Annotated in this window: 35 protein-coding genes; 21 read left to right on the forward strand and 14 right to left on the reverse strand. The window is 55.0% G+C overall.

What is annotated here, in order from left to right; genetic code table 11:
- Window positions 1–37: 37 nt before the first annotated feature.
- The 6 genes from RAE07_RS06745 to RAE07_RS06770 all read right to left on the reverse strand — a co-directional run bounded on the left by RAE07_RS06745 (window position 38) and on the right by RAE07_RS06770 (window position 6,134).
- Complete coding sequence (locus RAE07_RS06745) at window positions 38–898, reverse strand: fumarylacetoacetate hydrolase family protein (protein ID WP_248099078.1); 861 nt, start codon at window positions 896–898, stop codon at window positions 38–40.
- 5 nt (window positions 899–903) lie between these two features.
- Entirely contained in the window at window positions 904–1,434 is a 531-nt protein-coding gene (pth, locus tag RAE07_RS06750) for an aminoacyl-tRNA hydrolase (protein ID WP_248099077.1), read from the reverse strand.
- A 92-nt stretch (window positions 1,435–1,526) separates the two neighbouring features.
- The gene (locus tag RAE07_RS06755) at window positions 1,527–2,180 is read right to left on the reverse strand and encodes a 50S ribosomal protein L25/general stress protein Ctc (protein WP_248099075.1); all 654 of its coding nucleotides are present in this window, start codon (window positions 2,178–2,180) and stop codon (window positions 1,527–1,529) included.
- A gap of 253 nt (window positions 2,181–2,433) precedes the next feature.
- Window positions 2,434–3,408: a ribose-phosphate diphosphokinase gene (locus tag RAE07_RS06760; RefSeq protein ID WP_284799041.1), complete on the reverse strand. Its 975-nt coding sequence runs from the start codon at window positions 3,406–3,408 to the stop codon at window positions 2,434–2,436.
- A gap of 15 nt (window positions 3,409–3,423) precedes the next feature.
- A complete protein-coding gene (glmU, locus tag RAE07_RS06765; protein ID WP_023021919.1) occupies window positions 3,424–4,869 on the reverse strand; it encodes a bifunctional UDP-N-acetylglucosamine diphosphorylase/glucosamine-1-phosphate N-acetyltransferase GlmU in 1,446 nt (481 codons plus the stop codon).
- A 68-nt stretch (window positions 4,870–4,937) separates the two neighbouring features.
- Window positions 4,938–6,134, reverse strand: coding sequence for an MFS transporter (locus RAE07_RS06770; RefSeq protein WP_284799047.1), 1,197 nt, complete (start codon window positions 6,132–6,134; stop codon window positions 4,938–4,940).
- A gap of 122 nt (window positions 6,135–6,256) precedes the next feature.
- Here RAE07_RS06770 and RAE07_RS06775 point away from each other — a divergent pair, with 122 nt between their 5' ends.
- The gene (locus tag RAE07_RS06775; protein WP_023021917.1) at window positions 6,257–6,973 is read left to right on the forward strand and encodes a trimeric intracellular cation channel family protein; all 717 of its coding nucleotides are present in this window, start codon (window positions 6,257–6,259) and stop codon (window positions 6,971–6,973) included.
- Window positions 6,974–7,015: 42 nt separating this feature from the next.
- On the opposite strand, the gene RAE07_RS06780 is transcribed toward RAE07_RS06775, so the two are convergent.
- Together RAE07_RS06780 and RAE07_RS06785 are read right to left on the reverse strand one after the other, a co-directional pair.
- Window positions 7,016–8,128, reverse strand: coding sequence for a site-specific integrase (locus RAE07_RS06780; protein ID WP_317001582.1), 1,113 nt, complete (start codon window positions 8,126–8,128; stop codon window positions 7,016–7,018).
- Between the two features lie 74 nt (window positions 8,129–8,202).
- Window positions 8,203–8,598 (reverse strand): hypothetical protein, encoded by a 396-nt coding sequence (locus RAE07_RS06785; protein WP_317001584.1) that lies wholly within the window; start codon window positions 8,596–8,598, stop codon window positions 8,203–8,205.
- 466 nt (window positions 8,599–9,064) lie between these two features.
- On the opposite strand from RAE07_RS06785, the gene RAE07_RS06790 reads away from it, so the two are divergent.
- Complete coding sequence (locus tag RAE07_RS06790; protein ID WP_259825532.1) at window positions 9,065–9,613, forward strand: CAP domain-containing protein; 549 nt, start codon at window positions 9,065–9,067, stop codon at window positions 9,611–9,613.
- Between the two features lie 560 nt (window positions 9,614–10,173).
- On the opposite strand, the gene RAE07_RS06795 is transcribed toward RAE07_RS06790, so the two are convergent.
- Genes RAE07_RS06795 through RAE07_RS06815 form a run of 5 tightly spaced genes read right to left on the reverse strand, consistent with a single transcriptional unit; the run spans window position 10,174 to window position 12,401 of the window.
- Window positions 10,174–10,593 (reverse strand): hypothetical protein, encoded by a 420-nt coding sequence (locus RAE07_RS06795; RefSeq protein ID WP_284792209.1) that lies wholly within the window; start codon window positions 10,591–10,593, stop codon window positions 10,174–10,176.
- Window positions 10,594–10,628: 35 nt separating this feature from the next.
- On the reverse strand, window positions 10,629–11,174 hold the full coding sequence (locus tag RAE07_RS06800) for a TM2 domain-containing protein (protein WP_317001589.1): 546 nt from the start codon (window positions 11,172–11,174) through the stop codon (window positions 10,629–10,631).
- Between the two features lie 42 nt (window positions 11,175–11,216).
- Window positions 11,217–11,531 carry a hypothetical protein gene (locus RAE07_RS06805; protein ID WP_317001591.1) on the reverse strand — a complete coding sequence of 105 codons (315 nt, stop codon included), beginning with the start codon at window positions 11,529–11,531 and terminating at the stop codon, window positions 11,217–11,219.
- The gene (locus RAE07_RS06810) at window positions 11,531–11,908 is read right to left on the reverse strand and encodes an ImmA/IrrE family metallo-endopeptidase (protein ID WP_317001593.1); all 378 of its coding nucleotides are present in this window, start codon (window positions 11,906–11,908) and stop codon (window positions 11,531–11,533) included. The genes RAE07_RS06805 and RAE07_RS06810 overlap by 1 nt, the downstream gene beginning before the upstream one ends.
- Window positions 11,901–12,401 carry a hypothetical protein gene (locus RAE07_RS06815; RefSeq protein WP_317001595.1) on the reverse strand — a complete coding sequence of 167 codons (501 nt, stop codon included), beginning with the start codon at window positions 12,399–12,401 and terminating at the stop codon, window positions 11,901–11,903. Before RAE07_RS06815 ends, RAE07_RS06810 begins: the two co-directional genes overlap by 8 nt.
- 149 nt (window positions 12,402–12,550) lie before the next feature.
- Between RAE07_RS06815 and RAE07_RS06820 the strand changes: the two genes are divergently transcribed.
- Window positions 12,551–12,778, forward strand: coding sequence for an XRE family transcriptional regulator (locus tag RAE07_RS06820; RefSeq protein ID WP_239206672.1), 228 nt, complete (start codon window positions 12,551–12,553; stop codon window positions 12,776–12,778).
- A 61-nt stretch (window positions 12,779–12,839) separates the two neighbouring features.
- On the forward strand, window positions 12,840–13,565 hold the full coding sequence (locus RAE07_RS06825; RefSeq protein WP_317001598.1) for a Rha family transcriptional regulator: 726 nt from the start codon (window positions 12,840–12,842) through the stop codon (window positions 13,563–13,565).
- Between the two features lie 67 nt (window positions 13,566–13,632).
- Here the strand turns inward: RAE07_RS06825 and RAE07_RS06830 are convergent, their stop codons facing one another.
- On the reverse strand, window positions 13,633–14,217 hold the full coding sequence (locus RAE07_RS06830; RefSeq protein WP_317001599.1) for a hypothetical protein: 585 nt from the start codon (window positions 14,215–14,217) through the stop codon (window positions 13,633–13,635).
- Window positions 14,218–14,834: 617 nt separating this feature from the next.
- On the opposite strand from RAE07_RS06830, the gene RAE07_RS11930 reads away from it, so the two are divergent.
- The 17 genes from RAE07_RS11930 to RAE07_RS06915 all read left to right on the forward strand — a co-directional run bounded on the left by RAE07_RS11930 (window position 14,835) and on the right by RAE07_RS06915 (window position 23,759).
- Window positions 14,835–15,020, forward strand: coding sequence for an excisionase family DNA-binding protein (locus RAE07_RS11930; protein ID WP_369075969.1), 186 nt, complete (start codon window positions 14,835–14,837; stop codon window positions 15,018–15,020).
- A gap of 231 nt (window positions 15,021–15,251) precedes the next feature.
- Window positions 15,252–15,422 carry a hypothetical protein gene (locus RAE07_RS06835; RefSeq protein WP_023021040.1) on the forward strand — a complete coding sequence of 57 codons (171 nt, stop codon included), beginning with the start codon at window positions 15,252–15,254 and terminating at the stop codon, window positions 15,420–15,422.
- Window positions 15,423–15,719: 297 nt separating this feature from the next.
- Window positions 15,720–16,631: a YqaJ viral recombinase family protein gene (locus tag RAE07_RS06840; RefSeq protein ID WP_317001600.1), complete on the forward strand. Its 912-nt coding sequence runs from the start codon at window positions 15,720–15,722 to the stop codon at window positions 16,629–16,631.
- Entirely contained in the window at window positions 16,631–16,810 is a 180-nt protein-coding gene (locus tag RAE07_RS06845; protein WP_317001601.1) for a hypothetical protein, read from the forward strand. Before RAE07_RS06840 ends, RAE07_RS06845 begins: the two co-directional genes overlap by 1 nt.
- Complete coding sequence (locus RAE07_RS06850; RefSeq protein WP_317001602.1) at window positions 16,807–17,010, forward strand: hypothetical protein; 204 nt, start codon at window positions 16,807–16,809, stop codon at window positions 17,008–17,010. Before RAE07_RS06845 ends, RAE07_RS06850 begins: the two co-directional genes overlap by 4 nt.
- Window positions 17,011–17,544, forward strand: a complete 534-nt coding sequence (locus RAE07_RS11935) for an NUMOD4 motif-containing HNH endonuclease (RefSeq protein WP_369075968.1) — start codon at window positions 17,011–17,013, stop codon at window positions 17,542–17,544.
- Window positions 17,537–18,328: a recombinase family protein gene (locus tag RAE07_RS06865; RefSeq protein ID WP_317001603.1), complete on the forward strand. Its 792-nt coding sequence runs from the start codon at window positions 17,537–17,539 to the stop codon at window positions 18,326–18,328. The genes RAE07_RS11935 and RAE07_RS06865 overlap by 8 nt, the downstream gene beginning before the upstream one ends.
- The gene (locus RAE07_RS06870) at window positions 18,329–18,814 is read left to right on the forward strand and encodes a single-stranded DNA-binding protein (RefSeq protein WP_317001604.1); all 486 of its coding nucleotides are present in this window, start codon (window positions 18,329–18,331) and stop codon (window positions 18,812–18,814) included.
- The gene (locus RAE07_RS06875; protein WP_317001605.1) at window positions 18,815–19,021 is read left to right on the forward strand and encodes a hypothetical protein; all 207 of its coding nucleotides are present in this window, start codon (window positions 18,815–18,817) and stop codon (window positions 19,019–19,021) included.
- 54 nt (window positions 19,022–19,075) lie between these two features.
- Window positions 19,076–19,237 (forward strand): hypothetical protein, encoded by a 162-nt coding sequence (locus RAE07_RS06880; protein ID WP_317001606.1) that lies wholly within the window; start codon window positions 19,076–19,078, stop codon window positions 19,235–19,237.
- Window positions 19,238–19,264: 27 nt separating this feature from the next.
- Entirely contained in the window at window positions 19,265–19,669 is a 405-nt protein-coding gene (locus RAE07_RS06885) for a dUTP diphosphatase (protein WP_317001613.1), read from the forward strand.
- The gene (locus RAE07_RS06890; protein ID WP_317001607.1) at window positions 19,670–19,819 is read left to right on the forward strand and encodes a hypothetical protein; all 150 of its coding nucleotides are present in this window, start codon (window positions 19,670–19,672) and stop codon (window positions 19,817–19,819) included. It begins immediately after the preceding gene.
- Window positions 19,800–20,264: a hypothetical protein gene (locus RAE07_RS06895; protein WP_317001608.1), complete on the forward strand. Its 465-nt coding sequence runs from the start codon at window positions 19,800–19,802 to the stop codon at window positions 20,262–20,264. Before RAE07_RS06890 ends, RAE07_RS06895 begins: the two co-directional genes overlap by 20 nt.
- Window positions 20,265–20,697: 433 nt before the next feature.
- Complete coding sequence (locus RAE07_RS06900) at window positions 20,698–21,252, forward strand: hypothetical protein (protein WP_317001609.1); 555 nt, start codon at window positions 20,698–20,700, stop codon at window positions 21,250–21,252.
- Window positions 21,253–21,331: 79 nt separating this feature from the next.
- Window positions 21,332–21,703, forward strand: coding sequence for a putative PDDEXK endonuclease (locus RAE07_RS06905; RefSeq protein WP_317001610.1), 372 nt, complete (start codon window positions 21,332–21,334; stop codon window positions 21,701–21,703).
- A gap of 422 nt (window positions 21,704–22,125) precedes the next feature.
- Window positions 22,126–23,274, forward strand: a complete 1,149-nt coding sequence (locus tag RAE07_RS06910) for an ImmA/IrrE family metallo-endopeptidase (protein ID WP_317001611.1) — start codon at window positions 22,126–22,128, stop codon at window positions 23,272–23,274.
- A gap of 2 nt (window positions 23,275–23,276) precedes the next feature.
- Window positions 23,277–23,759 (forward strand): DUF4411 family protein, encoded by a 483-nt coding sequence (locus RAE07_RS06915; protein ID WP_317001612.1) that lies wholly within the window; start codon window positions 23,277–23,279, stop codon window positions 23,757–23,759.
- The last annotated feature ends 256 nt before the right edge of the window (window positions 23,760–24,015 follow it).

Below are 24,015 nucleotides of genomic sequence, written 5' to 3' on the forward strand. Positions count from 1 at the left end.
TGCACCGCCCTCGTTGGAGTGAGAATCTGGGCACAGTCTAAGAGCAGGTACAGCCTGGACCGCAGCCTGGTTCGCCGAAAAAAGTTGTATTGGAAATATGCCCCAAGCCCTCAATAGCAATGGTGACATTTTGACCATCTTGAATAAACTGCTGCGGCTCCCGTGCAAATCCAACGCCCTCTGGGGTACCGGTAACGATGACGTCTCCCGGATTGAGCGGGTAAAGCTGCGAGCAAAACTCGATCAGCTCAGCAACTGAAAAGATAAGGTCATCGGTGTTATCGCGCTGCCTTTCTTCGCCGCCCACGGTAGTAGTAAGTAAAGCACCAGAACCAGGTGCCCATTCCTCCGCGGTGGTGAGCCACGGGCCGAAGCCTGCGGTGCGATAGAAGGACTTACCGGCATGGAACTGGCTCGTCTGACGCTGGAAATCGCGCAGCGTGTAGTCATTCATGATGGCATAGCCGGCGACATAGTCGAGCGCCTCATTCCGGTTCACGCGGTGGGCGCGCTCGCCGATAATGACCGCCAGCTCGCCTTCATAATCCAGCTTCTGTGTGGCATATTCTGGAATGAGGACATCATCATAGGGGCCGGTGAGGGCATCGGCGAACTTGATGAACAAGGTGGGGTGTTCGGGGAATTCGCGTCCCATTTCGCGGATGTGTTTGGCGTAGTTAAGCCCGACGCAGATAATCTTGCCGGGATTCGGGACTACGGCCTCCAAGTCGGCGTGGTCGAAGACCACGGGTTCGCCGGAAAGCTGTGCGGCTTTTCGCCAGTCCTCGCTGCGTAGCAGCTGGCCCACATCCTCATAATCCAATTCGACACCCACGTTATCGCCGTCGATGCGGATAGCGGAAGTGCCAAAGCCGGTGCGGAGGGTAGCCAGTTGCATGGCGACTATCCTACGCGCAGGATCTCATCCACCGCGTTCGCGCAGATAATGGGGATCTCCACCTTTTCCTGCTTTGCCCAAGGCTTGAGCACAAACGACGCCGGATCCATACGGCCTGGTGGGCGCCCAATGCCAATCGAAAGGCGCTTATAGTCCTTTGTCCCCAGGGACTTGGTGGTGGAGCGCAAACCATTATGGCCGTGGTCGCCGCCGCCGTCGCGGAGTTTAATGGTGCCAAAATCGAGCTCCAGTTCATCGTGGACGACGATGATATCGGCGGCGGAGAGATGAAAATATTGGCTAAGGGCTTTGATCGGCCCGCCGGAGAGGTTCATGAAAGACCGTGGCTTAGCACAGATAATCTTGCGGCCACCTGTCATGCCCTCGGCGACCTCGGTATTGGTCTTCTTGTGCACCGAAAAGCTGCTCATGAGCTCGCCAGCGAGTTCTTCAGCTACATCGAAACCGATATTGTGGCGGGTTCCTGCGTACCTGGGGCCAGGGTTGCCAAGGCCTACTACGAGAAGTGGAGTCACGCGCTCAATTGTCTCATACAGCGAAAGGAAAACGGCGAAACCGCCGCGAGGTGCATTTCTCACGGCGGTTTACGTACAGGAAGGGGAAGGGATTACTCCTCTTCAGAGTCAGAGGACTTTTCGTCCTCATCTGCGGACTCGGCACCAGCGTCAGCGCCGCCTTCCTCAGCAGCCTCGGCTGCTTCCTCGAGCTCCTCATCAACCTCAGGCAGGGAGATGGATACGATGACGGTGTCTTCTTCTGCCACCAAGGTGGTGTCTTCCGGCATGGTGACATCGGCAGCGGTGATAACCGCGCCGTCCTCGAGGCCCTCGATGGAAACCTCGAGCTCCTCCGGAATGCTCAGTACGTCTGCCTCAACCAGCAGTACGTCAGCATCCTGGATGTGCATAGTGCCTGGGGCCGGCTCGCCGGTCAGGGTAACCGGAACCTCAACCTCAACCTTCTCGCCACGCTTAATAGCAAGCAGGTCAACGTGGTCGATGTCGAAGGTCAGGACGTTCTGATCAACGTGCTTAACCATGGTCAGGTACTGCTCGCCGTCGATCTCCAGCTCCAAAACGGCGTTGACACCGTTGTTGCGGACGAGGGACTGGATGTCCAGCAGCGGAACTGCGAAGTGAACCGGCTCCTGGTGGGCACCGTAGATGACGCCTGGGACCTTCCAGTCGCGGCGCAGGCGGCGTGCGACACCCTTGCCAAACTCGGTACGTGCTTCAGCCTTGATTACTGGGCGCTGTGCCATGCTTCATTCTCCTTAGTCAAAGTAGTGCGGCGCGGCCAACGCGATAAAACGACGAAAGCCTGCCGATGGACGTCTTGGACGAGTCATCGCAGGCGTATATAAAAGCAACGTGCTCTAACTTCAATCGCGTCGATAACGGCTTCCTCATCCTGAGGTCGCCCTCGCCGAGACTGAGTTAGATTAGCACGCGTACCGTTAGCAAATCAAAAGCCGCCGAAGTAAATTCTCGGCGGCTAGTGATAGTAGATCATGTTTAGGCGCGATCAAACAAGGTGGTGACAGAACCATTCTCGAAGATCTCGTGGATGGTCTGTGCCAGCAGCGGTGCGATGGACAGCACCGTGAGGTTGGACCAGCCCGCGGTGGACTGCGGCAGGGTATCGGTGGTGATAACTTCCTCCGCACCGCATTCAGAAAGGCGCTCGCGGGCGGGATCGGAAAAGACGCCGTGGGTGCAGGCAATGACAACCTTCTTGGCGCCTGCATCCTTGAGTACGCGCACGGCGCCAGCAATGGTGCCGCCGGTGTCAATCATGTCGTCGAGAAGCACGCAGTCCTTGTCCTCAACATCGCCGACCACGCGGTTGGACACCGTCTTATTGGCCTCGGTATTGGAGCGGGTCTTGTGCACGAAGGCCAGCGGGGCATCGCCCAAGTCATGTGCCCACTTTTCCGCAACCTTTACACGGCCGGCATCCGGGGAGACCACGGTGATGTTATCGGTGGCGTACTTGGACTTGATGTAATCAGTCAGGATGGGCTGAGCGTGCATGTGATCGACAGGGCCATCGAAGAAGCCCTGAATCTGATCGGTGTGCAGGTCCACGGAGACGATGCGGTCCGCGCCGGCAGCCTGCAGTAGGTCTGCCACTAGGCGAGCGGAAATCGGCTCGCGGCCCAAGTGCTTCTTATCCTGACGTGCATAGGGATAGAAAGGCAGGATGGCGGTGATGCGCTTAGCAGAGCCACGCTTGAGAGCATCAATCATGATGAGCTGTTCCACCAGCCACTTATTGAGAGGCTGGGTATGAGACTGCATCACAAAGCAATCTGCACCACGCACGGACTCTTCAAAGCGGATGAAGATTTCGCCGTTAGCGAAATCGCGGGCGGTAGTAGGAACCAGATCGGTCTTGAGCTCCTTAGCTACAGCCTCCGCCAGCTCTGGGTGTGCACGCCCAGAGAAGAGCTTCATGTTCTTGCTGCTACCAGTTACCTTGCCAGTCATGGGAGAATATGCCCCTTACTTTTCGTTGTCCTGCGCACGGGCTGCGGCCTCAGCCGCGGGAGTACCCGGACGCTTCTTTTGAACCCAGCCCTCGATGTTGCGCTGTTTGCCACCGGAGACTGCGAGTGCTCCCGCAGGAACATCGTCTTTAATTACTGTACCCGCCCCGGAGTACGCGCCATCACCGACATTGACCGGAGCGATAAACATTGTGTCAGAACCGGTGCGCACGTGGCTGCCGATGGTGGTGTGGTGCTTGTTCACCCCGTCGTAGTTTACAAAGACGGAAGATGCGCCAATATTGGACTGCTCGCCCACGGTGGCATCGCCAATATAGGTCAAGTGCGGCACCTTGGAGCCACGCCCAATCTGTGCATTTTTCGCCTCTACGAAGCCGCCGAGCTTTCCATCCTCGCCCACCACGGTCTTCGGGCGGATATAGGTAAACGGGCCTACCTTAGCGTTGGTGCCGATGACAGAATCGCTGCCATGGGTGCGCACGACGGAAGCGCCCTCGCCCACTTGCATATTGGTCAGGGTGGTATCGGGGCCAATCTCGGCATTATCGGCGATGCTGGTCGCTCCCCACAGCTGGGTGCCGGGGTGAATGATGACATCGGAGCCCACGGTGACATTGACACCAATCCAGGTGGTCTCCGGATCTACGATGGTGGCTCCGCCGCGCATCGCCTTTTCCACCATGCGTCGGTTGAGCTCGCGGCCGGCAGCGGCGAGCTGCACGCGGTCATTGACGCCCGCCAGTTCGGCCGGATCCGCTGCCACATGCGCGCCGACGCCGTGTCCAGCGGTGCGGGCGATCTCGAGCACATCGGTGATGTATAGCTCGCCTTGGGCGTTATTGGAGTCGAGCTTCTGGAGGGCGTCGGCAAGCACGCGGCCGTCAAAAGCGAAGACGCCGGAGTTGACCTCATCGACTCGGCGCTGCTCTTCGGAGGCGTCCTTTTGCTCGACAATGGCGGACACGCTGCCGTCCTCAGCGCGGATGATACGGCCGTAGCCGGTGGGATCCTCTAAGCGCATGGATAGCACCGTTACCGCATTGCCCTGCTCGGTGTGGGTAGCGCGCAGGCCCTCGATAGTCTCTGGGGTAAGTAGCGGTACGTCGCCATTAGTGACGATGATGGTGCCCTCAAACTCCGGAATCGGCTCCAAGCCGCAGGCCACTGCGTGGCCGGTGCCCAGCTGTTCTTCCTGTACTGCCTGCAGCACTTCGCAGTCCAGCTCCTGGGAGATGGCATCCACAGCGGGGGAGACCTGGTCGCGTTGGTGGCCTACCACCGTGACAATGCGTTCCGGATTAATCCCGGCCGCGGCATGCAGAGCGTGGCCGAGCAAGCTGCGCCCGCCAATCTCGTGCAAGGTCTTTTGCTTGGTGGATTTCATGCGGGTACCGGCACCAGCCGCAAGGACGACTACGGCACACGGGGTTGTTGCTACCACGGGTTTTTGAGCTCCTGGGGGTCGAGTCTAATTCTTATTCGGACTACATCCTATAGCCCGAGTGCGATTTATGTGTGAGAAACCTCTTTCAGGCTGCGGGCGCGCCACACCCCGAGAAAGCCGATGAGGGCGAGGAATAGCAGGGCCGCCTCTGGCCCGGCCAGCGCCACCACGGAGGAAATGCCACCGACGATGAGCAAGATGATGCCCATCATCGTATTAGCCGCACCTACGTATTGGGTGCGCTTATCGCCACCGGCCATATCCACCACGTAGGTCTTTCGCGCCACTCGAATGGCCGTGTGCGCCAGATTCACAGCGAAAAAGCCAATGGGCATGACCCAGGCATTGACCCCATCTGGGGCCCAATGTGAGCTGGCGACCAAGAGCACCAGCACGATGGAAGCCACGGCCGCTCCCACCGCCATGGTGTTTTTGGAGGACTTATCGGAATACACCCCGGAGATTCGCCCGCCCACCAGCGAGGCTAGCCCCGAGGCAAGCACGAATCCGTAGAGCCCGGACAGGTTGGTGCTAAGCAGCACGATAAAAGAAGTTGAAAGCGCCGATACCAACAGCAGCGCGCGGACGATGACAAAGTTGCGAAATTGTCCGTCGCTAGTAAAAAGCTGCAAGGTATCTTTCCACCACTGCTTATCGATGCCCCCTTCGGTTTCCTCTGGCACCGGCTCATCCACGCCCGAAAATACCCACGCGGCGATGGCCCACGTGGCCGCGCCAACGCCGAGGACCGTGCCCATCACGGGGATACTGAGCTCACCCAAAAAGTAAAGGATAACGCCGGTCAGCAAAGTGGCACCGCCTCCGAGTGCTGCCGCGCTACCGGTTACTCGGCCGCGCGCACCCTTGGAAATCGTGCGCGCCTGTACGTCCTTGCCCGCAATCGAGCACAGTGCGCGGAAAAGGGAAAGGGCCGCCAAGGCCAGCAGTGTTACTACACCCAGTGCCGTTCCGCGAATAAAAAATGCCGCTAGCGCGATGACCGCGGCGGACAGTGCTTGACCCAGTGAACCGATGATCCACAGGCGCTTGCGGGCCCTATGCGTAGTCACCCACGGGGTCAGCGCCGCCTGCGGCAGCATCGAACCAGATTCGCGAATAGGGGTGAGCAAACCGGTAAAGAAGGCAGGCACGCCGGCTGCACTAAAAAGCGCTGGCAGCACCGTCTTGGCTGCCACAATCTGATCGCCCAAATTTTGCAGGCCATTGGACCAGATGAAATACCGGGCATTGGATTGAGACATGAGAAATTCGATCTTTCAGAGAAACGAGTTGGTTAAATTAAAGCCATGTTGACACGCCGGAGACTAAAACACGGCCGCAGTCACGCCGAAATTCTACCCGCGCGGCAGGAGGCCTAAGAATCATGCATGATGTTGATCCCCTCATCAATTCCCTCTATCAAGCCTTTGACCTCCTTGGCGTGGTGCTAAACGGCATCATTGGTGGCACCATTGCCCGCCGCCGCGAATTCGACATCGTGGGTTTTGTATTCCTCGCCCTCTTTTCTGGGCTGGCCGGTGGCATGATTCGTGACATGCTCATCGCAGATGGGGCAGCGGCTGCGATTTCAGATCCGTGGTACCTCGGACTCGCCTGTGGAGGAGCCCTCGTTGCGTTTCTTATCGATCTTAAGGGCAAGGCATGGGAGCTTTTCCGCGAACATGGTGATGCCATCATCCTCGGCGTGTGGTCCACTACCGGTTGCGTCAAAGCACTCACGCACGGCATGCCACTTATTCCCTGCGTTTTCCTTGGCGTGCTTACCGCGGTGGGCGGCGGAATGGTTCGCGACGTAGCTTCTGGGCAAATCCCCTCTATCTTCGGCGGCAGCCCTCTTTATGCCGTGCCGTCCATCCTGACCGGCATCGTTATGGTGACCTTCGCCCACAACGGGCAATTTGCCCTCGGCATGATCATTTCCCCCATCGTCGGAAGCGGCATGGCCATCTTGTCTTATTGGCGCGGCTGGGTGTTGCCCCGCGCTGGTGTAGCCCCCGTTAATTACACCGCGGCCCAGGTGGCTGCGATTGCGAAGAAAGCCGAGCTCAAAGGCTTTCGACGCGGCAGGAAGAAAAACTAAAAAAGCTTCCCCACCAGGACTCGAACCTAGTTAACACCCCAGTTAAACAGGTCTTTTAGCCCCAATTGACGACATATTGACGACATCCGAAAACCCTTCATCCAACTTCGCAGCCACAGAATCCAACCCATCATCAAACAACTCCGCATACACCCGCAAAGTCACCGACGCATCAGCATGTCCCAACTGGCGAGACACCGCCAACACGTTCGCCCCCGCATTCACCAGCAACCCTGCAGCCACATGCCTAAGCCCATGCGGAGTCACACGCACCAACGACGGGTCCTTCACCATCGCTCGCTTCAATGCCCCGTCAAACCACGTATTATGCCCCGGTGTGCGTAACCACCCACCACGCTGGGCTGTCCACAACAACTCTTCCGAATCCAAACCAACACATCTATCAGCCAACATTCTCATCACATGCGACGCCACCGCCACCGTTCGTCGCTCGTGTGTCTTAGGCGTGCCCACCCGAATGCCGTTGCCCACCTTTGCAGCGTTGCGCACCACATGAATCCGATTCCGCTCGGGGCTCAAATCGCAAGGGCGAAGTGCGATAGCCTCACCCCACCGCAAACCCGACGTCCCCAAAAGCAAAATAAGATCCTCACGGTCGCCACACTCCGCAGCGAACAACTGCAACTGCTCTAACGTCCAATAGACCTTTACCGTCGGCACCTTTCGTGGCAGTTTCACGCCACGCGCCGGATTTTCACGAATACGCCTATCCGCTACCGCAACATCCAGCACTTGCGCCAACACATTATGCGCGTGCCGCACCCACGACGATGAATACTCCAACCCCGACACCCACCGCTGAACCTCGGAGGGCTTAATCGACGCCACCGCCGCTAGTCCCCACTCTGGCTTTACACATCCGCGCCACACTTGTTGATACAGCTCCCGCGTCGACGGCTTAACATGCGACAGTGTAGCCAACCATGTGTTTCCAAGCTCAGTGACTGTTACGCGGCCTGAATTAGGGTTTATCCAGTCTTGTTCACGAATCGACACTGCATTTTTATCCGCCCATGCTTGGGCTTCGTTCTTTGTGCGGAATCCACGCTTTGTGCGTGATTTGCCATCGGGGGAGCGGTATTGGACGCGCCAGGCTTTTCCCTTGTTGGTTTTGTAGGATTTGATAGACGACATTGTGTTGGGGTGGGGATAGAAAAATGCTCTGGGCGTTGTAGTAACGCTCAGAGCATTGGTGGAGTTTGTTTTAGTTAAGCGAGCTTGCCCGCGATGATGATGATTTTTTCGACAACCTTTAGTGCGTCCTGAACCTTGTCAAAGTCGATGTTCTTGATGAACTTGTCGACCTTCGCGTTGAAGTCTTCAGTCTTGCTGGAAAGTGCGTCGAGCTTGTTGTGGATGTCTTCCTTGGTGACCTGGGAGTTGATGTCCTGGTCAGGGTCAGGGGTTGCTTCGGTGGTGTTGTCCTGGTCAGGGGCGGTCTCCTGCTCTGGGGTGGTCTCCTGCTCAGGGGTTGCTTCGGTGGTGGCGACAGCGTCTGCTGGGACGGTTTCGGAGGTGATGGTGTCGTCTGCCATTGCTGGTGCGATGGCGGTGGTAGTGGTGATTGCGAGGGTGGTTAGGCCGATGGTTGCCTTACGTAGCATGATGTCTCCTTGGGTGAATTCTTGAGGGATTTCTTTACGGGCAGAACGGTATATTAGTCCGCATTAAAGAAAAAGTCAGGTTTTTGTGTTGGAATGCACAGGGTCTGTGATGACTTTTGATTGTCCATGGTGTTAGCGGGGTGCCATTGACTGGGGCGGATGGTGTTGGTGTTCTTGCTCGACGAAGTGAAAGCTCGGCCCCCTAGATGTATGTGCCGTGGAAATTTTTATTTTTTGGGGTGGGGGTAATTTCGGGGGTGAATGCGGCGGGCAGAAATCTCCTATTGTGGCGCACATCGCTTCTTAACTAAGAAAAAGCTGAAAATTCACAGATCAAACAATATTTATATGATAAGTATTATGAGAAAGCTTCTCACAGGTGGACAATGATAGGAAAGTGCCTATCCTGGGCAGCGAGGGAGAATGAAAACCATCCCCAACATTCGCTCTCTCAGAAAGGCACACAATGCTCATCCCTAAACCAGCAAAATTTGCCACCCCCATCGCGGTTACAGTAGCCCTCATTGCAGGGGGTATCGCAGCACCAGCACAAGCCCAAACCGCATCTGCTGACCTCAGCAGCGACACCGGGTCCGCTAACGGCCTTTCTTCCCAGGCCTCCAGCAAAGTCGCCAGCATAGAACCAAACACTGTACGGGCAGAATCCATCTACATCTACACCAACGGCGTACGCGTAGTCAACGGCCGCAAACCGGTACGCAAAAGTCCAGCCCTCAACCACCTATCCCAAGACTGGGCAAACCACCTAGCCCAAGATGGCGAACTACAACACCGCCCCAATCACTGGGAATACTATCCCTCTAGCATCCCGGCGGGCGGAGAAAACGTACTCCAAGCATGGGACGACTATTCCAACGCTCAGCTAGTTAAATTGTGGGCCGATTCTCCAGGGCACCGGAAAATCCTTCTTGACCCTGACGCAAAATCTGTTGGCATAGGAGTTGCCAAGGATAAAGACGGAAAACTCTTCGCAGTCCAGAACTTCGGACGATAAACCAAAATCAGGCTTCAGGCTTCGAAGCTGATAAAGGCGTCACTAACAACCGCGTCGCATTTGCAGTAAAAGGTGACGCCTCTTCTTCTTTGTAGACATTAAGCAAAAGCTTGTACTAAACTCAGGTTCACTCGGTTTTGCTCGTTGAATCCGGGTGCCGGCAGTTCATTTTTGTGGAGTCTCCTTTGAGGGAATGAACGAAGAATGAATGATGTGGACTGCTGGTCTTTTGGAAGGTCACTAGGCTTTTTCGGGCGGCGTTTGTAGGGAACGCTGTAACCTGGTGGCCTTTCTTTTATGGCGTGAGGTGAATGCCACAGTCTCAGGCGTAGAATTATTAGATTCTTAATATTAGGGTAGGTATTGTCAGCCAGTTGATTTGTTCTGGTTGACTTCCAGGGTTACTCATTCCCTGGTCTCCCATCGCATTTCGCCTGTGTTGTATGTGATGGGTTCTCTGGGAGAAGGCCACCAAGCTCTTGTTTCATCCTTGTAGTTATGTGCCTGGTGGCCTTTCTTCTGATTATGTGGCCTCCGTTCGTTAGGGGACCATCCTCGGGTTATTGCGCGAGGCATTCCTTGGCGGCGTTGGTGCCGTCGTACGGTCCGCCTGGGGTCTCGGGCCAGTTGAATAGCTCGGCGGTTCCAGGGTTGGCGGAAGTGATGGGGCCACTGCCGTCTTTAGGAGTGGTGAAGTCTGCGGCAAACGGTTCATCTTCACCTTCCCAGGTGATGTTCGCAGCAATGAAGTTATTGTCCTCGCCCTGGACCATGACAGCCTTGTCCACGGTGGCGTGAGCACCGTCGTCCCACTTGTCGCCACCTATGATTCGCTGCATCGTTTCATCTGGCACCGGCTGGCATTCCCAGTCTTGGCCGGCGACGTTTACAGTTTTGCTTTCTTCTTGTTGCGTATCAGCGTTGCTGCATCCTGTGAAGATGAGTGTGGAGAGTACGAGGAGGGGGAGTAGCTTTTTCATGCTGCTGTCCTTTCGTAGAGGGAATTTTTAAGGCTTTAAAACTTGATGCGTGGTTCTGCACCGGACTCAAGGGCGCGGACTCGGTTGTGCATGATGAATGCGTCTATCAGCCACCAGATTCCGAAACCTCCTGCGGTGAACAATTGGATTATGCCGATTCCGATGTTGCCGAGGTAGAAACGATGTCCGCCGAAAAGGCCTAGGAAAAGCCACAGGAACCACAGCAAAGGTAGGCTGATATGCGTTGCTGGAAAGTATTGCGGCGCATAACCGCCATCGGCCTGGTAGCGGCCTTGCTGCGAATCCTGGAGGTAAGGGGAGGGCTGGGCATGCGATTCTTGCCAACCGCCGTATGGACTGGTGTGTCCTTGTTCGAGCTTTCTCCGGGCGCGGTATTCCTCAACTCTACGGTGTGTTTCCTCTGACCGCTGCTCTACTTCTTCCTCGGTCATCCCGTGGGCTTCCACCCAACGTGGGTCCCAGTATTCCTCAATGTAGTTGCTGAAGTTCGTCCACGCTTTTCGGTTTGCTGCGGTGAGCTCCACGCCATCGTTTTCTAATTCTGTTTCTGCTTCTGCCATGGTGGGCATATCTAACCGCACCGAAGCGTAGAAGTCTTTCTCTCAATCGCGGCTAGTCCATACGCGGCCAGGGACTTCGATGGTGCCGCCGGCATCGTGGACGGCGCATGCAAGTTGCCACCAGTAATCCATGTCTTCTTCTGGTAACCAGCCCAGAGTATGGATTGATTCGCGAACGATAATTGCTCTGTCCATGCCGTAGTAGTTGGTGACGGGGAGTAGCTCAAGGTCGAGTTCAATCTCTTCCCCTGGGGCCGCTGAATTGTCTTCGGCCAGTTCACGAAGGTTGGAAAAGAATAAGCCTTCGCGGTCGACTTCTTGGGTGTAATCTTCGCCAAGAATTTTTAGGAGGGTCATTAGGCTACTTGTCTTTCGTGTAGGGTTTGCCAGGTTTTTAGGGCTTTGACTGTGACGCCTAGTTCGTGGGCTAGGACGTTGGGGTGTGGTCCGTAGATTGCCTCTGTGGTGGCGTAGTCGGTGGAGTTGATGACGAGTCGGGCGGCGAACCTGTCGGCGCGTATTTCGTGGGCGCCGTGGTGGCCGGGAGGGTCACCATAGTGAGCATGACCTAGCTCGTGGGCTAGGGAGCACAGGGTGGTGGCATCGTCCATGCCGAGGCGGAGCGTGATGGTGTTTCTGCGGGGTATCCACGCCGCTTTTGGCCCGCCACGATGCCACCGGATTCGATACCCGCGCCGCTGCGCCACATCAATGAGGGTATCAGAGTTAATCAATCAAATCCTCACCTCGTTTCTCCCGTTCTTCCTGCTCGTTGGGTGACGAGTCTGCGGCGTATTCGTCGGGGGAGTAGTCAAACTCGCGGACAACACCATCATCGTCATCATGCAGTGAAGCAGACGGGCCGGACACGGGGGTACCCGCACGACGAGAAGCTAACTCGTCTATCTCATTAGCGCGGGTAGCGGGATTGAGTCGGCGCGCTAGTTCAATCGCGAGTTCTCCATCCTCTGTGGTGTCCAATAGTTTGCCGTTGTTGTCCAAGTGGCTCATGGCTTCCGCTTCGGTGATATGGCCGAGGTCTACCAGTGCGTCGATGGGGTTTACGTGTAGTCCTCGGCTGACCTTGATTATTTCGTCAGCGGTGAGTCCGTCTTGGGTTAGGCGGCGGGTCACGGTCGGGCGTGATGCTCCGATGAGTTTGCCGATTGTTTCTGCGGTTACCCGTTGTCCTGTCGCGGACTTGTACCAGTCTCGGTAATCAATCATGCTCACATCATAATGTGTCAAAAATGACGCACGCAACCCGTGTTTAGCTTTACAAACGAAAAATGGGTGCCCCCATAGTGAATCACAATATTGACATTATGGTGCAAATGATTCATTGTTGAATCAGCCGAGCGAAAGGAGGAGACAAAATGGCTCAGTTCTTAATCAGTTTGGACGAGGTAGAGCGCGTTAAGAAATTAAACCGAATCGGCTCAACAGTCGAACTAGCGCAACGCACCAACGTGTCCCGTTCGACCTGGGGACGCGCACTAAGCACACGAACCCCCAAGCCGGACGTGCTTCAAGCACTCGCAGCCCTCGGCGCTAGGCCAGACCGAATCCTCGTTGCCGATGATTTGGAAGCCCTAACCGCATAAGAAAAGGCCCGGTGCCAGAACACCGAGCCAAAAGAGGCTACTCAATAAGGAGCTTAACACAATGGATAACCAACTGGTTCATGCCAATACTGACGGGACCCTAACCACCACTTCGGAGATTATCGCCGGCGGCGTTGGGATTCAGCACAAGAACGTGTTGGAGACGATTCGTAAGAACCAAGCAGACTTCGAGGAGTTTGGCCCCATCGCGTTTGAAACGCGAAAGGGTGCCGCGCTTCCTCAGGGCGGATACGGCAAGTCCACCAACATCGCGGTTCTGAATCGTGAACAGGCAATGTTCGCCATGACCTTATTCCGTAACACGCCGGTGGTGGTTGATTTCAAGAAGAACCTGATTAAGGCCTTCGTGGCTATGGAAAACCAACTGGTACAAGCCGAACATCAGTTGAATGCTTTGATGCGTGAGTCGCAGATGCGGATGGAGTTGTGTCAGGCGGCGAAGGGTTTGATTCATCCGGACCATTTGGAGGCGAAGGCGCGGATTGTTTTGGCGCGTGGTTTGGGTGAGGTGCCGGAGTTGGACCCGGAAACCCGGCCACTGTATACGGCGGACTTTTTGAAGTCGAAGAACCTGTCCAACAAGAAGATGAAGTCCGTGGCGCCGATGTTCGGTAAGCGCATGAAGGCACTGTACACGCTGGAAAAGGGACGCGAACCAGAAAAGTATGACCTCACCCTGCCTAACGGTCAGGTGCGCCAGGTTAACGGCTACACCGAGGCCGACCGGGAGCTGATGCAGCAGGTGTGGGATGAGTACTACGCCTAGCGCATATGTAAAAGCCACGTGTGTGGGCGGTATTGGTCGAATGCGTTTAGAGGAGTGTTGTTGATGTTTACCAGTCTATGGTCTTGGCTGCGGGGCCGTGGGGCCAGCCGGGGAAGTTCTGTTGGTCGGTTGGGGAATTATGAATTGCCTTCCACTTTCCGAGTGGCGAGTGCCGGCGCCGATGGAGGTGTTCGAATGGACGCCATCGCCATTGTTGAGCCTCTTGAGCCAGGTTCATCCGGAGTGCTTGATACCGAATCTTGTTTTTCAGAATGGCAGGATGTGGAGTCTGCCATGCGACATGTAGGTGTACTTTATCCAGGTCGCTACACGGTATTTTTAGAACCTTCGGGCCGAATTTTTCTCCAGGCTGAAGCTGAGTCTCGGGGTAGAGGTCCCAGTGTTCGCCATTGTCCCAGAGGAGGGACATCTTGACTCCGTAGAGGGGTTGGAAGCCCTGGTAGTGGAGTTGTATTTCGATTTCGTCAATGGGCTCTTTCATTCCTGAGATGACGGTGGGGGTTCCGTAGTTGCTGAAGCCCATTGCTATTTGGTGTGCACCGTCGTATTGGCGGGCGTATTGGAGTTGTTTGATTCCTAGTAGTAGTGCGGCAAGTCCGGTTATTGCGCTTATGAGTGCGGTTATTGCCATGGATTTATTTTAGCCCGACTTAGCAGGCGCTGAAATAGCGTCACTTTTCGTCACATCGAGGGTGTATCAGTACCCGCTAATAACGTCACGAGACTTTAAGCGCTAGGTAGTCCATCCGGGGAGCGTGGCCCCGGTAGCGCACAGGGTCTAAAGGCCCGAGCTGTATTGAGAACTGAATTAGTGAAGAGCGCCGGATGATACGGGCTAGGTGAGCATGTTTCTTAGATTGCCATGACCCTAGCAAGCAGTAATGCAGGAACCTCGCCCTGAGTGGCGGGAGGGAACGAAGGGCGCTGACAGAAATAACAGGCCTGAATGGATAAAACACAATTCTTTTACACCTACTACAGGGGCTAAAGAAATTTGTGCTTACAAAAGACTCCGGGGTTCGATTCTCCGGCAGGCCACTAGGGGTTGTTAAGGGCGGGTTGGACACTGACCGCTTCAAGGGCAGTATCCCAGGATTTTGGCGGTTTCAGCACTTGCCGCTGCTGCGCTCTGCTGCACCTGCATCCCCGTTTATTTTTCGGAAGTTTTCATGGTGAAGGCCCCTGCATGAACTAAGAAGTGCAGGGGCCTTACCCGTGATTCAACCTCTTCTTTTCAGAAAGGGCGTTATGGATTGTATCAGGAAATGGTTTACCGCGAAGGAGTCTGCTGAGTATATGGGTATGCATCCGGAGACGGTGTATCGATTTTTGCAACGTAAGGAATTGCGCTCGGTGAAGACTGGGCGCACGTACCGCGTCAAGCCTGAGTGGTGCGATGCTTTTTTGATGGGGGAGAACCAATGGGCTTTATAAAACGCATGTTCCAACGAACTAATCGAACTTTTGTAATGATTTGGAGGTAGATGATGCGTCAGATTACGACTTCTGAGGCGAAGGCTTATATGAGGGATGTTGAGGCTCGGTTGAAGACGATTTACAACCTTGCTCATCTTCCTGAGAAGACTCGTCGTCAAATTCTCACGCTTGCTAGTGGTGCCAATAGTGTGACCGGCCAGATTTCTGCTTATGAGAGGAGGTTTTGTCATGTGCGTAAGTAATCGCTCGGAGCGCCGTGAGCCGACGTATAAGGAGTTGGCGTATTGGCAGGATGTTGCCGCTAAGCGGGTGCGCCTGTGTTGGGCTACTGGTGTGTTTGGCGGCATGGTTGGATTTGTTTTCCATTGGGTTATTTCGGTGCCGCCAGTATGGATGTAGGAATTACGTTAGAACAGGCGTACCAGAAGTTTCACCCTGTTCTCTATAAGGGGGAGTGGGTGGTGAACCTTGGGGATGCGCCGCGTAGGTATCAGACGTTGAGGGCAGCGAGGGAGTATATCAAGCGCTGTTATGAGCAGCGGGACCGCTGCCTTTACGCGAACTGCCTACTTGAGGGTGAGGACATTCCTGGTATGGGGGTTGGGTTCCGGTTCTGTGAGCGCCATGCGAGGAATGCGAAGAAAGTTCTGCGTGAGTCGAATAAGGGCACCACGAGTTTTAAGAGGAAGAACTAAATTGAGGACATTCAAACCAGAGAATAATGATGAGTGGTTCGAGTTCCGCCGCCAGCACCTCACTTCAACGGAGCTAAGGGATCTGCTTTTGAGCAGTACTGCTAGACAGTGGCAGGAACTGCGCGAGCAGAAAGAAACAGGGAAGCGGTGGGGCGGTAATGACTACACGGTTTGGGGCACTGCCCGCGAACCCGTGCTGGCGCCGCTTGTGGTGGAGGTTGATTCGCGTCTTGTGTACAACGCGGACCCGCAGACCATCATCATCAACCCTGATGATGAGCGCCTGTGTGGCACCCCGGACCTGTTCAGTGAGGACGGGGAGGTGATTGGTGAGATTAAGACCGCTAAGCACCCGTTCACTGGTGGGTATTGGCATGATTGGTGCCCCGACGGGTACTACCTGCAGGTGCAGGCAAACATGTGGCACACAGGTGCCGAAGCCTGCGTCCTCCTCGTTGAGTACTACCAGGAGCAGGACGGCGAGTTCAGCCCCGTGGAGTACGAGTATCAGGTCATCCACTACGACCCCACGGTGGTTAAGGAAATGGAGACTACCGCCAATGAGTGGTTCGCCTGGCTGGAAGGCACCACCCCGGATTGGATGGGTGAGGTCACCAGCCTAGAAGACGCCGACGAGGTAGAAGACCTCGTAGCGCAACTAGCGGACGCGGAAGAAAAATCCGCCAGCTGGTCTGACCTAGCCAAGACGTACAAGAAGGATTTGTTGAAACTGCTTGGTGATTCCTACGCGGGTACGCACGCCGGCTACAAGGTGAGTGTTTCCACCACCAAGGATTCTAAGACTTTCGACAGTAAGGCGTTTAAGACCGCCCACCCAGACCTCTACGCCGAGTTCAACACCAAAACCCGCCGAGGCTCCACACGCCTCCGCCTAACAAAGGTCGTCAACTAATGCCCCTGTTCTCCCCGGAACCTGCCTACATCAACAAGCAGGAAAAGAAACTCGCACTCAATCAACTGGAATCCTATGTCCTCGCCTGGACACGGGACCACGGGGAACACTGGTCCGAATTGCGCGACCTGTGCCACGAGATAGAAACCACCATCGACCAGGAACGACAGAACCTATGAACAAACCAAGCGACATGCCGTATCGCCGCTTAGAGGTAGCACGAACAGCCACCGACGCCAACTACGCAGCATTGACCGCATTCGCAGACCAAGCCATCTACCTCATCCAACACTTCACCGAACACGGCCACGACCTAGAAACAGCCCTCACACTCACAGAAATCACCCTCGACCGATTCGACGACGAAAGGAACATCTAAATGAGCAACGAAGAAGAATGGAGAAACGTACCAGGATGGGAGGGGTTTTACCAAGTTAGCAACTTGGGAAATGTACGCAGCGTGACTCGTTCCGTCACACGAAAAGACGTCCAGTTACGTACCTACCAAGGAAAACTACTAAGACCTGGTACCAACAGAATCGGGTATCCAGTTGTCGTTCTAAGCAGACCAGGTAGGACCATAACTGCGAAAGTCCACCGGCTAGTTCTTCTCGCTTTCGTCGGACCATGCCCATCTGGTAACGAGGCCTGCCACAACAACGGAAACCGACAAGATGCCCGGCTGGAAAACCTCAGATGGGATACCCGCTCCGGGAACCAACTCGACCGGAGAAAGCATGGAACGGACCACCAAGTACGTAAAACACACTGCCCACAAGGGCATCCCTATGACGAGCAAAATACGAAAGTAATCCCGTCTCGTCCCACCGCCCGTTACTGCCGCCAATGCCACCGAGATAGGTCCGAAAATCGCTGGCACACCCTAAAGAACAAGGAGAACACCAATGCCTAATGAAATCGCAACCAACAGTTTTGAGAACAATCTATCGGTGCAGATGAAGCATGCGGAGATTCTGTCTCAGGCGAACATGATTCCAGACAAGTTCAAAGGCAACCCCGCTAACGTGCTCGTAGCCCAGGAGCTGGCACAGTCTATGGGTGAATCCACGTGGGTAACCATGTCGGAGTTGTACTTCGTAGGCAACGTGCCCACCTTTTCCGCTAAGTACATGCGTACCCGTGTCCGCGCCGCGAAGCACATTCTGCGCGAATCCTTCGACCCGGAAACCATGACCGCCACCTGCACCATCATCCGCCATGATGACCCGGATTTTGAGCACACTATCCGCTGGGATAAGGCCAAGGCTGAAGCGCATGGCCTGTGGGGTAAGGGCCACTGGAAGAAGAACCCAGAGTTGATGCTGAAGAACCGTGCCGTGTCCGAGTGTGTACGAGAAGCCTGCAACGAGGTCATGGGTGGTGTGGACTACACCCGCGAAGAGGTAGAGAACGGCAACTTCAACACCGGACCAGTGACCGCTACCGCCACTCGTCAGGATGTGGCGCAGCAGGCCCTGTCGGCCCCGGCACCGAAGAAGAAGCAGGAACCGGAGAAGGAGCCGGAAGCGGGGGAGGATGACCAGTTCGTTGAGGACGTCAAGAACGCCCTCGCTGAACTCACCAGCCCCGAGGCAGTCACCGACTTCATGAACGAAATCCGCGAAGAAAGTGATGTGCCCCAAGCAGTCCTCGACCTCGGACGCACCCGCTGGAACGAACTACAGGAGAACAAATAAATGATTGACCTCATTACACTCACCGGCGGACTCCCGCGGGACGCAGAATTACGCTTCACGCCACAGGGAGCAGCGGTGGCTAACTTCACCCTAGCTAGCTCAGACAATAGGTTTGACCAGGAGCGGAACCAGTGGGTAAAGACTCGCAACATGTACCTGGACGTGACTATTTGGAACGAGGCGGGCAATAAGCAAAATCCCACCCCGTGGGCTGAAATGGCAGGCCAGCTCAAAAAGGGCGACCAGGTAGCCGTCACAGGCAAGCTCGTAACCCGCTCGTGGGAAACCAAGGACGGGGAGAAGCGCAGCAAGATAGAGTTCAACGCGATGCGCTACTACACGCTCCCCGCCGCGCCACAACAGCAACCGAATCAGGCACAGCAATCATGGGACAATGCCGCGCAAAATGGGCAGACTGCTACCTCGGGCGCATGGTCGACCCCGCCGGCACAATCGGGGCAGCAGAATCAGGAGCCACCATTTTAAATGAGGTATGTAAAGATTCAAGCCGCCGAACTTCCCGAATACAAAGGCAAAAGGGTGGTTCTCTTCCCCTCTACCTTTGACCCAGAGAAGATTGCCGACCGCATCACCTACGCCGCCGAATACGACGGCACGGTTCACGGCGCCACCAGAGACGGACGCTTCGCTCTCAAAGCAACCTCCACCGTCCTCGTTGACCCCACCACATAACCCCGCCTTTTAGGACCTCAACAGTCCACCTGGCGGGGTTCTTTTTGCCCCGCGATGAAATACCAGCAACTTTACGAACACCTCATAGCCGATATTCGCCAACTCAAACTCGACTTCGAAACCCTCGCCGCAGGCAGCAGCCTCTACCGCGATGCTTACTTCGACGCCGCAGACATGACCAAATTCATCCTCGAAAAAGACGAACAACGACACTGAAAGGAACCAACATTGCTTTATTACTCCTTGGATAAGGATGCGTATCAGCCTCGGTTTGCGTATAAGAGTGATGCCGGCATGGACCTTGCCCTATCCCACGACCTGACAGTGCCTGTGGGTGGTCACCGCATAGGGGACGCAGGTGTTCATGTGGCTATACCGGAAGGCCATGTGGGCATGTTGTTTGTGCGTTCCAGTACTGGAATCAAGAAGCACCTCGTACTCAGCAACGGCACCGGCATCGTTGATAGCGGGTATCGCGGCCCCATCAAAATCAGTCTCCACAACACCGGCACAACCGGCCAACGAATCACAGCCGGCCAATACATCGCACAACTCGTCATAACCCCTACCCACAACCACGACATCTGCGAAGTACCCGAACTCCAACACACCCGACGCGGCATCAACGCAATAGGAAGCAGCGACTAAATGCCCACCCATAAGCAGCGTGAGGACATGCGCGCCTACCTCGAATCACGCGACGTGTACTGCGCCAGGCCAGACTTCCTCGACGCACTCATCCAACTATTCCAATCCATAGAAAAGGAGGTACAAGACGATGACTTGGTTCAAGGTTGACGATGGCTTCTACGACCATCCGAAATTTCTTGACGTGCCTAACGCAGCCATCGGTTTGTGGACCAAATCCGGCGCATGGTGCGGCAAACATCTGACGGATGGAGTCATCCCAGCAAGCCAAGTTAAACGGTTTAAAGGTACAAAATCTCAAATAAATGCACTCGTTTCTGCGGGCATTTGGGTTGAAGATAGGTCCGAAAACGGTGCGAAAGTGTTCCGCTTTCACGACTGGAATGGGTGGCAACCCACACGCGAACAGAAGCTAAAAGAGCGCGAAGAAGCAGCCGAAAGACAACGCAAATCGCGCCACCGAAAACGTCAAGAGCAGGGAGAACACGAAAATGTCACGCGTGACTCACATGTGACAGGTCAACGTGACATCGCTGTGAGTCACAGAACGGTGTCACACTGCCCCGACCCGACCCGACCCGACCACAGAACCTAAAGGTTCTGTAGTAGAGACCACCACCGCAAAAGCGGATGGTGGCCCCAGCCCAGACACAACCACCAAACCGAAAAAGAATCACCCCCTCCCCAAAGGCTGGGAACCAAAACCTGAGACCGTCAACAAAATCCGCACAGAACGACCAGACCTCGACCTCACCACCGAACACGAGAACTTCTGCGACTACTGGCACTCCATCACTGGAGCCAAAGCACGGAAAGCCGACTGGGACGCAACATGGCGAGTCTGGATGCGCCGACAAAAACAAAACACCACCGGCCAGCCTCAAAAATCCAAATCCCAGCGCTACATCGAACTAGGCGAACGCATGGCACGCGAACTCGAAGCCCAAGAAGCACAAAGACCACAACCCACCGGAACGAAACAACTCGAACCGCCCTTTTAGGAGACACCTATGCCACAAGCCGAAAACATGAGACTCGCATCCCAAATCATCGCCTATGGCTCCGCAGCAGCCCCCAACAAATTCCCCAAAGACGACCCCATCGTCCTCAACGTCTGGGCAGACGTCCTAGAAACCATCAACGTCCCCGACAACGTATGGCCCGAAGCCATCCGCTACTGGGCAGCAACCACACACACCGACACCATGGCCGGCCCCTGGGACATCATCCACGCCGCCAAACAAGTCATCAAGCAGTGGGAACGCGACGAATCAAAGAAATACATCCTCGAAGCCCACAGGTGGAAACACCGCGTAGCCCGCGCCAAACGCAACTACGGCGACCAGTTCACCCTCGACAAAGTCATCCCACCGCCACATTGGTCCGGCATTGACGCCACCCAAGACCCAGACGGCCTCGACGTGGTGGAAATAGCCCGCGCCGGATGGCACCGCGCCCAACAACAACCCCCAGAGGTGGAAATGCAACCCGAGGAGTTCTTCCAACGCCTCAAACGCAACATCAACAAGAATCGCCTACCCGCACCAGGAGAAGGCACACAACCACCCCAAAACACCCCCTAAAAACCCCACAGAGCGCCGAACACAACACCAGTGGGCAATCAGTCCAGAACGAAACCAAAACCCGTTAGAAAGGCCACAAATGGCACGAAACAGAAACAGCGCCAAACAAGCCGGCGCCAGATTTGAGCGCCAAATTGCTGATTTCCTCCGGGACAATCTCGACGACCGCATAGACCGACGAGTCAAAACCGGCGCTAAAGATTGCGGCGACATCGCCAACGTCCGCGACTCCCACAACCGCCGCATCGTCATCGAATGCAAAAACACAACCCGCCCAAACCTCGCAGGCTGGATAAAAGAAGCCCACCAAGAAGCACACAACGACAACGCCCACATCGGGGTAGTGGTGCATAAGCGCCACGGGAACGCCAACCCCGCAGACCAATGGGTAGCGATGACCGTAAACGACCTAATCCAACTACTCACCCCACCCCAAGGAACAAACCAATGATTTACCCCTGGCCCTTTGATGACACCAACGAACCCAACCCAGACGAAGAACAAGAAGACGACTCCTGGCAAGACCGCGCCTACGACCAATGGGCAGACCGATAACCAACACAAGGAGAAACAATGACCAACCCAACCCGACAAGAAATCATCGACGCACACAAAGCCCTAAAAGAACTCGGCAAGTGGGCAAACGACCACCAGAACCAGTAAACAAGCCACAAGAAGCATGGCTCACCGCACGAACCATCTGCTATCGACTAAGGCGACAGGGGTACGACATCACACCCGAACTATTAAGAAAATGGGACGAGAGAGATAAAATCCGGTCCAACGCCAAAGAAGGACAGAAAACGAAGTATTCTTTAAATGACTGCGTAAAACGTTTGCCTCGACCCCAGATGCAACCTAGGAAGGAATTTGATGGTACGTGTTGAAATCGCTCCTTCCGTTCTTTTATGGGCTGTGGAACGTACACGGATTCCAGTCGAGCACCTTAAAAAAATTTCCGACTTCAAGTTGGTCGATAAATGGCTCGAGGGAGAGAAATTCCCCACGCTCAACCAGGCGGAAAGTCTAGCTAAACGCGCACGGATACCGTTTGGATATCTATTGCTAGATGAGCCTGTAGACGACAGTGTAAAAGTCGCCGACTTCAGAACTGTCAACAGCGGAGAACGGATCGGTTACAGCCCTGATTTGGAAGAAGTTCTTCTCAACTCCGAGTCTGCACTAGAGTGGTACTCCGATTTCGTAACTGAAATGGGCGAAGAAACCCCAGCAGTTTGTGGCAAATATAGTCTTGAGGATGACAGCAAAAAAGCAGCTAGAGCAGTCTTAGAAGAAGTCGACTGGTTCCCTGGGAAAAAAGACGGCGCCCGAGACCGAGCTTTAATTCTCAGGGATGCGATTGAATCTCTCGGTGTTCTGGTCATGCGTAGCTCTGTCGTAGGCAACAGTACAAACCGAAAGCTTGATATTGAGGAGTTCAGAGGCTTTACCCTTCTCAATAAGGGGCACGCTCTTATCTTCATCAACACTTCAGATGCTGCAGTTGCCCAGCTCTTTAGTTTGGCTCACGAGCTAGGGCATGTCCTTTTGGGCGAAGCGGGAATTTCGGGCGAGAGGAACGAACACCGTCGTGTCGAAAGGTGGTGCAATAGTTTCGCTTCCGAGTTTATTTTCCCAACGGCTAGCGCTTTAGATCTGTTCAGCCAGTTCCGGAACTTGGAGGACTACGTAACAACGGCGTATCGACAATATGGCGTTAGTCGAGATACTGCCATCTGGACGCTATCCGACAGTGGTGCCATCACCCGCTTGGAAGCCCTCCATTACCTATCTGGTGAACCACTGACGAACCAAAGGAAAGATTCAAACAGAGGAGGAAACTTTTACAGTAACATCACCTCTCGACTCGGGCACAGGTTTTCAGACACGGTAACGTACGCCTTTGCCGAAGGACGCATCTCTCGTCAAGAAGCATCACGCCGTCTAGGTGTTCCGAAGACATCCACACTAGAGAGCCTAGTGAGTCAACTTCAAGGGATTACCCCAGGAGCATTGGTGTAGTTATGTACTTGGTCGACTCGAACATCATCATCGACGGTTTCAGAACCTATCCCCCAGATAGTTTTCCCAGCTATTGGCAAGCCATTGAAACCTTTGTCGGGACGGGAAAGTTCTTATTTCACGAAAAAGTTTGTGAGGAAATTCTCATACATGATGATGATAAATCGTCGTGGTTAAAGCGGACAGTTCCCCAGGACCGTTGGATACGTCGCGACGACGAACTAGAGAGTTATCGAGCTGTTGCTAAATGGGTACGAGTGGACAGACAGCCTGCATACAATCCTCAAGAAGCGCGACAGTTCCTGAACATCGCGGATTCTTGGTTGGTGGCCAGTGCCCACGCAAAGAGGTTTACTATTCTGACCAACGAGACCCCAGCTACACCAAAGGAGAAGAGGGTTAAAATACCGGACGCTGCAGAAGCCTTTTCTGTACCTTGTATCTCGAATTTGCAGTTCCTCCGCAAGCATAACCTCAGGTTTTAAGAGCCTGTCACGCTGTGTGTTGTCATCGACGCGACGACAAGCTATACCCTCAACACACGTTGGGGGTATTTGGTTTTGGAGGTCAGGCATTCCCGCCCTGTGGGGCATTACGCACAGGAGAACCCGGGCGCGAGGGGACCTGACCCCTGTTTGGTGGACACCTGATATCCAGCCCAGTCGGGCTGGAAGAAAGGTAATCTACCACCATGTCCAGGTACTCCGAACAGTTCAAACGCGATGCCGTGGCCCTCTACGA

Source organism: Corynebacterium nasorum (assembly GCF_032821635.1).
GTDB classification, from domain to species: domain Bacteria; phylum Actinomycetota; class Actinomycetes; order Mycobacteriales; family Mycobacteriaceae; genus Corynebacterium; species Corynebacterium kefirresidentii.